The 16022-nt window shown below is 45.6% G+C and carries 8 protein-coding genes; 3 read left to right on the forward strand and 5 right to left on the reverse strand.

Features of this window, described 5'->3' with window-relative positions:
- Window positions 1–3 precede the first annotated feature (3 nt).
- Together H5715_RS05745 and H5715_RS05750 are read right to left on the reverse strand one after the other, a co-directional pair.
- Window positions 4–927, reverse strand: a complete 924-nt coding sequence (locus H5715_RS05745) for a hypothetical protein (RefSeq protein WP_075187439.1) — start codon at window positions 925–927, stop codon at window positions 4–6.
- A gap of 2 nt (window positions 928–929) precedes the next feature.
- A complete protein-coding gene (locus H5715_RS05750) occupies window positions 930–1499 on the reverse strand; it encodes a Pvc16 family protein (RefSeq protein ID WP_075187438.1) in 570 nt (189 codons plus the stop codon).
- Between the two features lie 1702 nt (window positions 1500–3201).
- On the opposite strand from H5715_RS05750, the gene H5715_RS05755 reads away from it, so the two are divergent.
- Window positions 3202–5433, forward strand: a complete 2232-nt coding sequence (locus H5715_RS05755; protein WP_075187436.1) for a DUF6359 domain-containing protein — start codon at window positions 3202–3204, stop codon at window positions 5431–5433.
- 52 nt (window positions 5434–5485) lie between these two features.
- A complete protein-coding gene (locus H5715_RS05760; protein WP_075187435.1) occupies window positions 5486–7513 on the forward strand; it encodes a bifunctional 2',3'-cyclic-nucleotide 2'-phosphodiesterase/3'-nucleotidase in 2028 nt (675 codons plus the stop codon).
- 151 nt (window positions 7514–7664) lie between these two features.
- On the opposite strand, the gene H5715_RS05765 is transcribed toward H5715_RS05760, so the two are convergent.
- Complete coding sequence (locus tag H5715_RS05765; RefSeq protein WP_075187434.1) at window positions 7665–8237, reverse strand: porin family protein; 573 nt, start codon at window positions 8235–8237, stop codon at window positions 7665–7667.
- A gap of 308 nt (window positions 8238–8545) precedes the next feature.
- Between H5715_RS05765 and H5715_RS05770 the strand changes: the two genes are divergently transcribed.
- Window positions 8546–11986 carry an ExeM/NucH family extracellular endonuclease gene (locus tag H5715_RS05770; protein WP_075187433.1) on the forward strand — a complete coding sequence of 1147 codons (3441 nt, stop codon included), beginning with the start codon at window positions 8546–8548 and terminating at the stop codon, window positions 11984–11986.
- 48 nt (window positions 11987–12034) lie between these two features.
- On the opposite strand, the gene H5715_RS05775 is transcribed toward H5715_RS05770, so the two are convergent.
- A complete protein-coding gene (locus H5715_RS05775; protein WP_075187432.1) occupies window positions 12035–13180 on the reverse strand; it encodes a ribonucleotide-diphosphate reductase subunit beta in 1146 nt (381 codons plus the stop codon).
- 18 nt (window positions 13181–13198) lie between these two features.
- Window positions 13199–16021, reverse strand: a complete 2823-nt coding sequence (locus tag H5715_RS05780) for a ribonucleoside-diphosphate reductase subunit alpha (protein WP_075187431.1) — start codon at window positions 16019–16021, stop codon at window positions 13199–13201.
- Between the last annotated feature and the right edge of the window lies 1 nt (window position 16022).

The raw sequence follows: 16022 nt of genomic DNA on the forward strand, positions 1-16022 counted from the left end.
TATCTAGTTAATAAATGATTCTGCCAAGATGATGGCGTTGTCGTTAGCATCATACTGCCTGACATAATTTCCTGGATTTGGTAGCGGCAAACTATCAATTAGTATGTTTTCGCGGCCGTATTTCTCCTCCACTAAAGAGGCGTAATTTTCGAGGGTATCTTTCATTGTCATGGATTTTAGGGAAGTGAAAGTTTGCACCGTTCTTCCATTCTCTAAAGTTTCTATATTTGAATTAAATTTAACATCATTCAACTTTACAGACAGCCGTTCACTTGGAGTGTATTTCATAAGGTAGTACTTGACCTTGTAACGATTAGAATTAAAATAAAGCACTTTATTTATTACCTTATCACTACTGAGTAACGAAGAAATCGGTACATTCAGTATAATACTAGAGATTCGGCGAACTCTGTTGAATAAAGCCAAGACCTGATCGTCCATATTCGTATAGTAATCATTGACATCAACTAAATTTAGACTTTTAAGCTGGCTCAATGATTCTATGCGCCGTAAAGTATCTACTGAAAAGCTCGTTCCTGTTAATTGGTCTCGATCGTCATACCAATTAAACAAGTAGAAACAAAGAGATTCGACATTTGTATTTTTTATTTCATTATCAAAGAGTACAGTTTTCGTGTGGCGACAAGTAATATTAATACCCTGGGTAACGAGGTGGAAATTTGTTGGGTCAACGGGTCTAAGGTAAAAAACCAAATTATCGTCACAAAAATATTTATTGATCTCTTTTTTGCTCAACCGATCTGAATTCCATATTAAACTGAATCCGGCCGAAGACGGCATCAGTTTCCAATCAAGCGCGTCCAATATTTTTGTGGTAAACCCCATCGCAAACACATTCATTTCAAAAGGGGTACCGCCAGAGAAAAATTCGTGATTGTAGGTAACATGGGCGATCTCCTGATACATATTCAGTTACCCACTAACGCTTGAGGGTTGGATGCTGTATGAACTCGCGCAACAGTCCCTTCGGGCTTAATTGTTAACATTCGTACTTTGTAGAAAATTGAAGGCAGATATTTACCACCTAACATCCCCCATAAATTACTGACTTCATTTAGATCTGTATTTTCTATCTCGATAATTAGTTTTTCTAACTGGGTGGGTATATCCGGAATAATAAACCTGTCTAATACTGGGTTTTCGTGAAGGCACTGAATGGACATGGAAAGAAAAGACAGTGCATCTACGTAACGATTACCGTGAAAATTGGCTGCGATGGAAATATGAATATTAAGGTAAAGCGCTTCGGTCGACTGAATAATTCCCGACTTTACAGTTTGACATGATCGAGAATACGGCAATGTATCTTTTGATATATTGGCAACAAAGATTAGTATCTTGTCATTCGCTTCAACCGGCATAACGCCGTCGGGAGAAACTGGCGAAGCGATTTCAACGATATCCTCATCAATATCTACGCGCTGGCTAATAAACCCATTCAATCTTGCCGCAATGATCTCTAGCGCTTGATCTAACATAATTTCTACAAACCATCATTGGGATCGTTTATCAGAAATAAGTCTGTCAGCTTTCAAGGTTTTTCGGAAATGAAATGTAGGTATCGGACAATAACAAAATGTTATGTGGTACTTGAATTTTCAAAGACGTACAAAATTATCGATTTTATATCATGATGGAAATGATTCCTGTAGCGAATATTTTCTTCCTTTCGCGTACGTAATACAGCAATCTGGAAGCCTGTATAAACGTCAATTTTTTATCTACTCACCAGCAGTCTTAGATGTGTACGAGATTTATACGCTGCCGTTGAGCGTACGAACTAGCGCAAACGTGCAGTTTTTAACGGCCAGTTACGCGTGCACGGGGACCTAATACTGCAAAACATGAACCAAATTTAACCTCTTAATAAACGGCATACACTGGGGTACCAGTGATACCATAACTTTTAGATAGGGCTTGTCCCCTCGCAATTTCTCGATCACGGGGTTGGTACAGCAAAAGGGTAAACGAGCGTTTAACACCTCGATAACCACGTCAACCTGAGGCATTATCTCCTTAACGTGCTTGCGCAGCCTTATTCATATGGCCCGGATACCAATTTATTAACATACAACACGCTGCTCTTCGAACGTTCTCTATTTTTACCGTTTTTATCAGTAAATCACTGCGGTACAGCATCAAAGGAATCGAACGGAAAGCCAATAAGTTAAGGCAGTTAGATAGCCGGGCAACAACGCGAATCGTGCTCCATCGGTAATCGAAGGGCCGACCACACCGTGCCCCAAAGTAATAATGGGGCATATTGGGGGCAAGCGCTGATATGATGACGCAAGGAGGAGTTATCGAGTATATGTATGCCATATTACTTATTTTCATATAAGTTAAAGAGGAAAACTTTACGTCCTTTCCCCAACTGCGTCGAAATACCTGAGCATAGCCTTTCATTTTTTGCGCCGTACCTGCGCAATAACTGTATCGCCGACTAAAATTCTGCGCATGCTCTAGCCATTTATCCGGGGCGAGACCAAAACGCTGAATAATAGGCGGGATTTCGGAAGGAATAAAACCGTGCTTATCGTCACGTATAGCACGCCCCGTAACATCCAGCAGATCGAAAAATCCTTCGCGAGGAAAAGGTAACGCTACATGAATATCGGTCTTTGAGGGTTTACTAAATGGCGTTAGCTCGCAGTGCGGAAAGTCGTTTACGTATAGTTACTTGAGCAAGAATTAATTCGCTGACCGCCTAGCTAGCGTCCTCGATTATCTATTGGGATCTGCTCCTATTGCCTTGCAATACCGCATGTATGTTTTAACACTCTAAAGAACAAAATCCCGCTAATATTTGTAGTGTTTTTTTGTGGTGCGCCAAGTGCTTTTTAGATAAACCATACAATGCAGAAACCATTACCCTTAGTCGAGCTATTTACTCTATAGCACTCAGGCAGCAGTTTTTCCTGCCCGGAGATAGGTTAGGCCGTGGCGTAGTAAAAAAGGGCAGTAGTTCACTCCCCTGAACAACGGATGATTAATCGGTTTGTTGCCCCCTCCTCTAACAATTATTCCACACTTTACGCGCCAGCATGCATCCGTTGTCACCAATACCAACTTGCACCACTATTTATCATCGAACAGTCAAAAACAGTTCACACCTTCGTCACGTTCACTCCCTACAGTCTGCCATTGTTTTTCTATGCGTTCTCACTGGAGGAGATACCAATGGCAAAGTCATTTATACGTCAGGTTTTATTGGCGGTAACCATCGCCTGCTCTACCCACACAGTTATCGCGGCGCCCTACGAATGGAATTACCCAGCACCAGTAAAACTGCCCAGTGCTGGGAGCAATAATGGCAAGGTAGTTCTATTTGATGTGTCCCACGGTGGTACTGAAGGTAATGCCGATTGGGTCATTAACGGTGCATTTTCAGATTTTGCCGATGCGCTGGTAGCGGAAGGCTACACCGTAGAGGAGTATCGCGGTGTCGATAATAACAACGACGGCATTATTCAGTTCGTCGATGATTACAGTGTTTCCAGTAGTACCGCCAGTGCGACTAACGAAGCGACTATCACGCTGAGCGCGATTAGCCATGCCGATGTTCTAGTATTGGCTGAAAGCAACCGGCCTTTTACGCTGGATGAACGCAGTGCGCTTGAGCAGTTTGTCGCCAGTGGTAAAGGTATTTTTTTCGTTGCAGATCATTACAATGCGGACCGGAATTTAAACACATGGGACAGTACAGAAGTTTTTAATGGTTACAACCGTTCAGACCTCAGTCAGTACAATCTGGGTGGGGTCTACGGCGATTTGCGTAATACGGGCGATGCGAACACCGGTTGGTTAGCGCAGAATTTTGGCATTCGCTTTCGCTTTAACGCGATCAACTTACTGGCAGGCGCGAGCAATATTGTTAGCAGCAGTCAAGGTGAAGGTATCACACAGGGGGTAACGCCGGTATTGATGGCAGGCGGTGCGACTCTGGCGATTACCGACCCTACCCGAGCAAAAGGGCTGGTGTACTTTGCTGGCACCGACAGCCCTAGCCCATGGAATCATGCTGTCGATTCTGGCCTATATGTTGGTGGTGCGAACGAAGGCCCCTATGTGGCTATCGCTAAATCAGGAGCAGGTAAAGCCGCTTTTATTGGTGATTCCAGCCCCATAGAAGACAGTACACCGCTGTATCGACGAGAGGACAGCGGCAGTACCAAGAGCACCTACCCCGGCTGGACCGACGCCGGCAACGCCGCGCAACTTTCCCTGAATATTATTAACTGGCTTGCCAGCTCAGAACCTTACACGTTGTTTAACAGCAGTGCTCACCCCGCTGGCATTGCAACACCAAATGCTATGGATACTGAGGAGTTGACCGACCCCGATAACGGCCAGCCCTGGAATAGCCCAAGCGGTTCTTACGACCCCTGGGATCCCGCTACTTTTGCCGACGGAGCGTATGGCGCGGCCTACGGATTGGGCGGCAGCGCTTCGAGCAGCAGTTCTTCTTCTAGTAGTAGTTCCAGCTCCAGCGCTGGAAGTGTTAATGCCATAAGTGTTGCAACAGCACTAGCACAACCCAGCGGGTCCAGCGTGATTGTTGTCGGCGTTATCGCCCAAGGTATTAATGGTGAATACGCGCTCGAAATTGCTGACGAGGCTAATTCGGCAACCACAATTCTTGTCAAACTCGAAAGTGAATACCGCAGCGAGTTTAGCCCGTTGAATAACCCGGACGTGCTCGGAAAAACACTCGAAGTCACTGGCGTACGCGATACCTATATGAGTAGCCCAAGCATCGAGTATGTCAGCAACATGCAAATAGTCGTTGCGAGCACATCCTTGAGCGTTTCTCAAACCCTGGTAGAACCCACCGGCACATTAGTAACGACAAGGGGCACCATTACCCAAGATGTTAACGGTATCTACGCTCTTGAAATTGCTGATGAAATGAATTCTGGAAGCACCATTTTTGTAAAGCTCGAAAGCGAATACCGCAACGATTTTAGTCCACTGAATAATCCTGCTGTAGTCGGCGAAACACTAGAGGTCACCGGTATTCGTGATACCTATATGAGCGAAGCCAGTATTGAAGCGGTGAGTGCAATGCAACTCATCAGTACTGGCGGAAGCGTTAATACTGAGAGCTGTGGCTCTGCGAATGCCGTATCTGTAGACACCGCCTTTACCAGCGCTACGGGCACAGCTCTTGTTGTGGTGGGCGAAGTGGTGGGAGGTGTAAATAACCCGTACGCGCTCGAGCTGGCGGATTTAAACAGCAGTACCACGGTTTACGTAAAATTGGAATCGCCGCAGCGCGCTTACTTCAGTCCTGCGAATAACTCTGCCATTGTTGGCCAGCTATTGGAGGTGACCGGTACACGGGATCTTTACATGTCTTATCCCAGCCTGGAATCGGTCAGCAGTTTGCAGGAGCTGAGTGGCTGCCCCTAACACATTAACGCTGTCGTGCAGCGATTGTTTTCACTAACAACAAGGAAGCAACATGTTTAGAAGTAAACCCTATTTAAGCGCAGCGTCACTTTTAGCTGCAGCCATTTTACTCACTGCGTGTGATGGTGATGATGACGATAAAATAAAAAAGGCCGATGATGGAGGTGTTGTAAAAGTCGATCTCCGTTTGATGGAAACTACGGATATCCACGCTAACGTATTGGACTACAACTATTACAGTGGTCAGCAGGATATAAAAGTTGGGTTGGTACGTACCGCAACACTTATTCACGAAGCGCGTGATGAATTAAGTGAAGCCGGTAACTCAGTACTGGTCGACAACGGCGATCTAATTCAAGGCAGCCCCATGGGTGACTGGCAGCAGGCCAAGGGCATCGCGCCGGGTGAAATCCACCCTGTATACCAAGCCATGAACGAGCTGGATTACGCAGTGGGTAACTACGGTAATCACGAATTTAATTACGGCCTCGAGTTTCTTGCGGAAAGTGTAAACGATGCAAACTTTCCTTACGTATCCGCCAACATTTTTGTCGATGATGGCGATAACAATGCCGACAATGATCAGCTGTATTTCGAACCCTACTACCTGTTAACAAAATCATTACAGGACAAAAATGGTGATATGCACGAGATCACTATAGGGTTTATTGGATTTGTTCCCCCGCAAATAATGCAGTGGGACAAAGGGAATCTGGATGGCCATGTTATCAGTAAAGATATCAAAGCCATGGCTGAGCGCTTTGTACCCGAAATGAAAGCAGAAGGTGCCGACATTGTTGTCGCCATTCCTCATTCAGGCATCAGCACAAAAGCTTATAGTGCCGAAGACAAATCCGAAAACAGTAGCTGGCACCTTGCCGATGTTGCCGACATTGACGCGATCATGTTTGGTCACAGCCATCTCACCTTCCCTTCATCGAGTTTTGCCGATACGCCAGAAGTGGACGTCGACCAAGGTACCATCAAAGGAATTCCGGCTGTTATGCCTGGTTATTGGGGCAGCCACCTGGGGATTATTGATTTAGAGCTAGAATACGATACACACGCCGACCAATGGAGCGTTACCAGTAGTAAAGTTGCTGCACGCCCTATCGCGGTTGATGGTGTCGCCACCGTTGAAGCTGATAGCGTTATCGCTACCGAGCTGGAAGCCGAGCACCAGGCGACCATCACCTATATGGGCACTCCCATTGGTGAATCGACGGACGATATTTTTAGCTTCCTCGCTCTAGTAAAAGATGACCCATCCATACAAATCGTAAGCGATGCGCAAAAATCCTACGTAGAGGAGCTTATCAAGGGCGATGTAAATTTACAGGATCTGCCCGTACTGTCGGCGGCTGCGCCCTTTAAAGCGTGTGATCGCGAAGGCAACTGCAGTTCTGAAAGTAGCTTTACTACTGTACCTAAAGGCCAACTCACACTGAGTGATGCAGCCGATCTCTACCTGTATCCCAACACACTGGTTGCCGTTAAAGTAACGGGCGAAGAGTTAAAAGGCTGGCTGGAATGCTCGGCCTCACAGTTCTTCCAGATCGATACCAGCAGCAGCGATCCCCAAGAGTTGGTCGACTATTCTGGTTTCCCTACGTACAACTTCGATGTTATCGATGGTGTGAGCTACGAGATCGACGTAACGAAACCCGCTCGCAACGATCGTAGCTGTGAGGTTATCGATGCAAGCGCAGAGCGTATTGTGAATCTTCAGTACCAGGGTGAGGCGGTAGCTGCCGATAAGGAATTTATTATCGCCAGCAACAACTATCGTGCAAACGGCGGTGTGTTCCCGGGTACCGGCAGTGATCACGTTGTAATTAATTCGCCAAATGCAAACCGCACCATTCTAGCCAATTATATTCGAGACAATAGCCCGGTTACACCTACCGCTGATGGCAACTGGTCATTCACACGCATCACAAGTTCTACCGACCTTACCATAACGTTCCGGGTACCTAATACCGACAGGGCACGAAATTTTGTGGCAGCACAGCTCACCACTGCCACACTACTGGAAACCAACAGCAACGGTGCAGCGGTATATAAATTAAACCTTCAGTAGTTGTTTGTTAGAACAACCTGCCGGGGTGCAGGAGCAGTAAAAACCGGTTACCCCGCCAGTGGTATTTGGCTATTCCTAATAAACTAGTTATTAGACACAAAAAAAGCGGGTAGCCCACAGAGGCCTACCCGCTTTTTATTCGTTAGTTTTATTAAAAGGTAAAAGCAGCGCCGACCGAAATCATATCGGTATCAATGTGTTCAAAATCGAAGTATTCATATTCTGCGCGTACAGAGAATGACATTAATTGAAATTTAGCGCCTACGCCGTAAGCAAGGTCACTACCATCATCTTTGAGGGTATCTTCAACATCCTGAATGCTAACTTCTGTATCCCAGGAGACCACTCCTACTTTACCAAAGAACGCGACGGGGCCAGTTGTAAACCCCGCCAAGCCAAACAGATCCCAGGCCGTTCTTTCCGTACTGAACTTTTCCGTACCGAATTCTTGCGACAGTAATTCCCCGCCGGATTTTCCAAAATCAACGTAAGAGCCTTCAATTGCAAGATCAATAAAGGGCACCAATCCCAGGTTATAACCAGCAAATATCTTGTAGCCCGTATCGTCGTCGTCAAACTCCCCATCATAATTGGAATAAGTGACGGTGCTGCTGGTCATACCAAGCGATCCGCCAACATATAAGCCACTATCAGATCCGGAAAACGCGTACGACGATATAAGTGATAAAGCGACAATACCGCATACATTTTTAATTTTTAACATGTCCTTCAACTCCCGATTTATTAACCCACTTAATTTTACGCTTATAAAAGTTGGGAAACTATCATATTAAGCGCGATAAGAATGTAGCAATTTCTCACTTTGTTGCTGATTTGTTTCCGATCTGTGTCTTTCGTTGCGTTCACACACTTATTTAATACAACTGCCCTGAATTTGACACATAAATGCTATTTTCCTGTCATCGGCATTTGTTTTTATGGCAGGCCTAAAGTTCGATTAAACATCTACTGCTCTACTCCAAACCAGTCGCGATTAAACGCGTTCGCATATTTAGCAAACAGGGAAATACAATGAAAAAACTAGCTATCGCTATATCACTAGCGACGATGCCGTTGGTGTCCAGTGCCGATCTTCTTATAACTGCGATATACGACGGGCCACTTACTGGTGGCGTACCAAAGGGTGTCGAATTATACGCACTAGACAATATTGCAGATTTAAGCTCTTACGGTTTGGGTGGTGCGAATAACGGTGGAGGGACTGATGGAGAAGAGTTTACGTTCCCCGCAGTTTCTGTTGCTAAGGGTGCCTATATTTATGTCTCAAGTGAAGAAGATGGATTCACTGATTTTTTTGGATTTTTCCCCCACTACACCTCAAACGCAATGAGCATAAATGGTGACGACGCTGTTGAACTTTTTAAAGATGGTCAGGTTTGGGATCTTTTTGGCGACCAGAACACCGACGGAACGGGTGCCGAGTGGGAATATCTCGATGGCTGGGCCTATCGGAATAACACTTCACTTCCCTCTGCGGAATTTGAACTTTCGCAATGGCAATTCAGCGGCAACAATGCCTTGGATGGCGAAAGCTATAACGATACGGCAAGTTCCAGTATTCCTATGGGCTCATTTTCGCCCGATAGTGGATCTTCGAGCAGCGGGAATACCGATTGGAGCAATCTAATTATTAACGAATTTGATGTAGATACAGAAGGTACAGACACGCAGGAATTTATTGAACTCTATGATGGTGGCAGAGGTAACACAGATCTGACTGGCCTAACACTCGTTCTGTACAATGGCAGCGATGATGCAAGTTATAACGCAATAGATTTGGATGGATATTCAACCGATAATCACGGCTATTTTATTGTCGGAAATCCGGATGTAATAAATATCGATATAGTCATCGGAACCAGCAACAGTATTCAAAATGGTGCAGATGCAATTGCTTTGGTTGAAGGCAATGCCGATGATTTCCCTAACGATACACCCGTTGCTGAACTCAGCATGACTTTGGATGCGATTGTTTACGGAACGAACGACGAGGAAGACACTGCACTGTTGATTTTAATTAACAGTGGTGAAGCTCAAATTGATGAAAATGCGGGTAGTGGTAGCACCATTGACTCTAATCAACGATGTGAAAATGGCATGGGCGGCGCGCATAACACCAGTGCTTTTATTCAGGCGCCCCCGACACCCGGCGAAGAAAACCGTTGTATCGAATCACGTGTAACCACGTTAATTTCCAGCATTCAAGGCACGCCCGAAACGCAGGGAAGCAATAGTTACGGAGAAACCGATGTAAGCCCTCTTATTGGTCAGACCGTTACGGTTGAGGCAATTGTTGTTGGGGATTTTCAAAACAACGACGCCGATGAATCGCGAAATTTGGGCGGATTTTTTCTTCAGGAACAAACCATTGATCAAGATGAAAGCCCAACCTCATCTGAAGGGATTTTTGTCTTTGACACTGAGTTTGGAGTAGATGTTGAACTCGGTGATATGGTGCGTGTGAGTGGAACCGTTGGCCAATACTACGGCGAAACACAACTGAGCAATATCACAGGTGTCGATATTATTGGCATGAATATGTTGAGCGAAGTTAGCCCTGCATCGGTGTCGCTGACCACCAACACTGCGACAACGTTAAACCAGAATGGAAAATACCAGCCCGACTTGGAAGCCTATGAGGGAATGCTGGTTAGGCTTTCGGATACAGTTAAGATTACAGAGCAATACCAGCTGGATCGTTTCAATGAGGTTCGAGTTGCCGCAGGTGAGCGTCCAACGCAGTTTACACAGTTGCATTCACCCGATGCCGCCCTTTACGATTCGTGGTTGCAGGAACAGGGGGCTCGAACACTGATTTATGATGATGGCTTAAATCAGCAAAACGTGAGCATCAATGATCTTGATGGTTTTGCCCCCTACTCTGAGTTAACCGCTAAACGTATGGGCGATACCGCGGCGAATCTGAGCGGCATTCTTGATTATAAATGGGCAGGCAGTAGCACCTCTGGTGCCTCCTGGAGATTAAGATCACATACAAACGGTATTAATGTATTTACTTCCACGTATCTCGATAACTCGGATAATACCAGACCCATTTCCGCACCCAACGTTGAGGGGAATTTAAAGATAACGTCATTTAATGTGTTAAACCTGTTTAAGACAATAGACGAAGATAGCGTAATAACCGCTGCTGGTCACGATCCGCGTGGAGCAGATTCTACCGACGAGTTTGATCGTCAATTACAAAAAACTGTCAATGCAATTATTCAGCTCAATGCAGATGTTTTGGGGCTGGTTGAAGTGGAAAATGAATTTGATAACGTAAACGATGGCTCAACCGCTATTGAGGCCTTAGTCAATGCTATTAACTCACAAGTAGGTAAAACCACCTATGACTACGTTTACCCTGGTAAAACATTTGTTGGTGGTGATGCGATTGCAGTCGGCTTTATATATAAGCCCTCTGTGGTTGCACTGGCCACAAACTCAGAGGCTGCGATCCTAGATGATACCGTTGCTGCTACACTACCAATATTCAATGGCCGCGATTTCGAATCTAACCCACTGTTTAACGGCCCTGGTACAAACCGCTCGTCGCTTGCGGTAAGTTTTACGCACTTGGAAAGCAATGATACATTCACTATTGTTGCAAACCATTTTAAATCTAAAGGTTCATCCGACCTTGAAGACACGGCGAGTGATAACTACGACCAGGGCAACGGTGCCGGATTCTGGAACCAACGTCGGCTGGAAGCTGCTCAGGCTGTAACGGCTTGGGTCGATACCTATCCCACTGGAATTTCCGATGACGACATTATCATTCTTGGAGATCTCAATGCGTATGCTCAGGAAGAGCCGGTGCAATATCTATTAAGCCAGGGTTTCAATAATGTGGAGAATGAAAACACCTACTCCTATGTGTTCGATGGTCAGACCGGCACGCTCGATTACATCCTGTTAAGCGATAGCCTTTTTGATAAATTCAACGAGGCAAGTGTTTGGCATATTAACGCCGACGAGGCCGATGCCCTGGATTACAATCTGGATTATGGGCGTGATGCCAGTTACTTTTTAGCTGAAACTTCGACTCGAAATTCCGATCACGATCCTGTTTTGGTTGGGCTTTCGCTGGAGCTTAAGGTCAGCACGGCTATGGAGTTATTCCAATGGTTTAAGGCCAAGGTTAAAAATGGTGATATTGAAGGAAGTGCTCGATATCGATGGCATAAATGGAATCAAATCCGAATGATGGAGAACATTCTATATGCTGCCACGATTAACCGTGGTACCGATGGAAAATCTAAGCGCGATCACCGTTTTAAGAGCCACGCTGCTCGCAGAAGCTGTAGTCTGCTGTCAATGGCCAACAAATTTTCCGATGGAAAGTTACGACCAAGGGATTTGGTTCAAGGGACGTCTGTTGACGTATTCAACCATAAAATAGCGTTTGTTATGGCTGAACAACATTGCGCACAGCCTAACACTCACTAGCAACAGCGTCGTTAGGGTGCATAAAGCCCCCTAACGACGGCTTTTACACTAATCCCACTTCAATGCGCCGCCAGCCTGATACTCTGTAACACGCGTTTCAAAAAAGTTCTTTTCTTTGCGTAAATTGGCCTGCTCATCCAGCCAGGTTAAGGTGTTACCTGCACCTGGAAAGGGCTCTGCATGATTCAGCTGCTTCGCGCGACGATTGGCAATAAAACGGAACTGTTCTATATGTTCTTCGGCGCTATATCCTAATATTGGGTCGCGAAGAATGTAGTGTGCATATTCTGTTTCACAAGCTTCCGCTTCCAGCCACATATCCTTGATCGCTTTAGGATCCAGCTTCATATCATTTTCAAAAATAATTTGTTTTACTGTGCGAATACCAAAAGCACTGTGCATAACCTCATCTCGCATAATGTACTGCAACTGCTCCGAAGTGCCAGACATGAGCCCGCGACGCTGCAAGGAAAATATTGGACTGAAACCATTATAAAACCAGCAACCCTCGAATACGCCAGCAAAGAACATATAAGACATAACGAAATTTTCCAATTCATCCTTATCGTTTAAGTCTATATCGGGCCTTAACACGGAGTTAATTTTAGTGTTCGCCATTTGTATCTTATTGTTAATGGCTGGAACAACACGGTAGCGGTTATAAATCTCTCCCTGATCCAAGCCAATTGTTTCGATGCAGTGTTGGTAGGTCCAAGTATGAAGCGCCTCTTCATAGACCTGACGAGCCTGGTAAATCTGCAATTCTGGCGCGGTCATTTTCTCCATTACCGCTAAGCCCACGTTACGCATCGCCAAGATGTCTGACGTGGTTAGATAGGAGAGAACATTCTCATAAACATGTTTTTCTTCTTGTGTTAGCCGATGATGATAGTCATGTACGTCCTTAGACATATTGATATCTAACGGCGTCCAGTGGTTTTTATTGGCATTGAGGAAAAAATTCCATGCCCACGGATACTTAAAAGGTGCTAACTGATTAATGTCCGTTAAACCATTGATCACTCGTTTATCTTCAGCGGCGACTGGTTTCATAGTGTCTAACGAAGAGGTGGAATGCTGTGGTATTTCAGATTCCCCTACTTGTTCAATAGAGTCCAGAGCGTGTTCGTTTGTAATTGACGTTACAGTTTTTTCATTTGTAAACGTGTCTAATGGGTTATCCCAATTTAACATAGCTTTTCTCCCCTAGTTCTATTGGCAGGCTTCGCAATCTGGATCCAGAATCGAACAAGATTTTTCCGTGTTTTCGACGAAAGCATTATCGACTTGCGTGGTAGATTTTTCCATATGTGTGGCGCCAATGGAACGCAGGTAGTAGGTCGTTTTTAATCCACGCACCCAAGCAAGTTTGTATAGCTGATCTAACTTTTTACCGGAGGGTTCTGCCATGTACAAATTTAGACTCTGCGCCTGATCTATCCATTTTTGTCTGCGTGCTGCAGCTTCAATAAGCCAGCGCGTATCAAGTTCAAATGCCGATGAATAAAGCAATTTAATCGCTTCGGGTATACGGTCGATATGTGCCAATGATCCATCGTAGTATTTCAGATCATTTACCATGACCTCGTCCCACAAATCATGTTGCTTTAAGGTTTTTACCAGGTATGGGTTTACCACAACAAATTCGCCGGACAAGTTAGATTTCACATACATATTTTGGTATGTGGGTTCGATTGACTGGGTAACGCCGCAAACATTAGAAATAGTAGCCGTGGGGGCAATAGCTAAACAATTACTGTTGCGCATCCCCTGCTCTTGTATTGTCTTGCGTAGGCTTCCCCAGTCCAGAGTGCTGCTTTGGTCACATTGAATATAGCTGCCGCGCTGCTCGATAAGGCGTTGATTGGAATCTAATGGTAGAACACCCTGGCTCCATAAAGACCCTTGAAAACTTGAATAACTGCCGCGCTCTTTAGCTAGGTTCGACGAGGCCTGAATAGCGTAATAGCTAACCGCTTCCATGGATTGATCTGCAAACTCTACAGCTTCCAGCGCTCCGTATGGTAGATTAAGCATATACAGTGCATCCTGAAAGCCCATAATACCCAAGCCTACTGGGCGATGCTGTAGGTTGGAGTTCCGCGCTTGCGGCACGCTGTAGTAATTGTAATCAACTACATTGTCCAACATCCGAATTGCGGTGTTGATTGTGCGTTGTAGCTTTTCCCGATTTAAGCCGTTTTCATCAATATGAGCAGCCAGATTGACTGACCCCAAATTACAGACCGCAATTTCATTGTCATTGGTATGCAACGTTATTTCGGTACACAAATTCGAGCTGTGCACAGTACCCACATGCTGATTGGTATAGCGGATATTGCACGGGTCTTTGAAGGTAATCCAGGGGTGTCCTGTTTCAAACAACATACCGAGCATCTTGCGCCACAAGTCTAAGGCCTTCACCGTTTTGTACATGCGCAGTTCACCGCGCCCTGCTTTGGCCTCGTATTGGATATAAGCATCTTCAAACGCCTGCCCATAGAGTTCATGCAGATCGGGTGCTTCTTCGGGTGAAAGTAAAGTCCATTCACCCTCTTCTGCTACCCGTTTCATAAATAAATCTGGCACCCAATTCGCGGTGTTCATATCGTGGGTTCGACGACGCTCATCACCGGTATTTTTGCGTAGCTCTAAAAACTCTTCTATGTCGATATGCCAGGTTTCAAGGTAGGCACACATTGCCCCTTTTCGCTTGCCACCTTGGTTAACAGCAACGGCAGTATCATTGGCAACTTTTAAAAAGGGTACAACGCCCTGCGATTCCCCGTTAGTGCCTTTAATATGCGCACCAAGGCCACGTACACGTGTCCAGTCGTTACCTAAACCGCCAGCAAATTTCGATAACAGAGCGTTATCCTTAAGCGATGAATATATACCGTCCAGATCATCCGGCACTGTGGTCAGGTAACAGGACGACAATTGTGGTCGCAACGTACCGGAATTAAACAGCGTGGGTGTCGAACTCATAAAATCAAATGACGACAATAGCGTATAAAATTCAATGCAGCGCTGCTCTCGATTGATTTCATTTATCGCAAGCCCCATGGCTACGCGCATAAAAAAAGCCTGAGGTAATTCCAAGCGCTGTTGGTTGCTATGAATAAAGTACCGGTCGTAAAGTGTTTGCAGGCCTAAATAGGTGAATTGTAAATCTCGCTCTGGCAATAAAGCTGCCGATAATTTGTCTAGATCGAAACGTGCTAGCTCGGAGTCGAGTAACTCAAGATCAACTGCACGTTTAATGTAAGCCTTAAAGTAGTCGCCATATAAATTCGACATTTCTGACTGAGTCGCTTCATGTTTCCGATCAAAGACAAAACTCAAAGCCTCGCGACGACAGTTGTCCAACAGCAAGCGTGCCGATACCTGGGAGTAATTTGGCTCCTGATCGATCAGGCTACGAGCGCTCATAACCAGTGCCGCATACAGATCCTCTTCTTTCATACCATCGTAAACAGCATTCAAGGTGATCCGCATCACCTTGTGCGCGTCGATATCCTCTAGCCCGCTGACAGCCTCATCAATTACGTTCTGCAGGCGTGTCTGATTCAATGGTTGTCGACTGCCGTCATTCAATACAATGCTAATCGTGGCTGACGACGACGTATCGTCGGTTTGTTTCGACGCCCGCTGCTGAGCGTGCTGATCCCGGTATAGCACGTAGGCACGCGCGACTTTTTGTTCGCCATTGCGCATTAGCCCGAGTTCAACTTGGTCCTGAATGTCTTCAATATGTACCGTTCCGGCTTCAGGAAGGCGACGAAACAAGGCTTTGATCACTTGGTCAGTGATTTGGTCGACCTTTTCGTGTATTCGGCTAGATGCGGCCGCGGTGCTTCCCTCGACAGCGAGGAAAGCCTTGGTGACGGCCACCATAATCTTACTGCGGTCAAATACTGTGAGTTTGCCATTGCGGCGAATAACGCGATATTCGCTGTGCGTGGGTGCGTTATCTATGGCGGTGTGGGTGGAATGGCTGAGATGGTCTTCAGTGACGATTGGGTCGTTTTGCATG

The sequence above is a fragment of the Teredinibacter haidensis genome (assembly GCF_014211975.1).
Lineage (GTDB): Bacteria > Pseudomonadota > Gammaproteobacteria > Pseudomonadales > Cellvibrionaceae > Teredinibacter > Teredinibacter haidensis.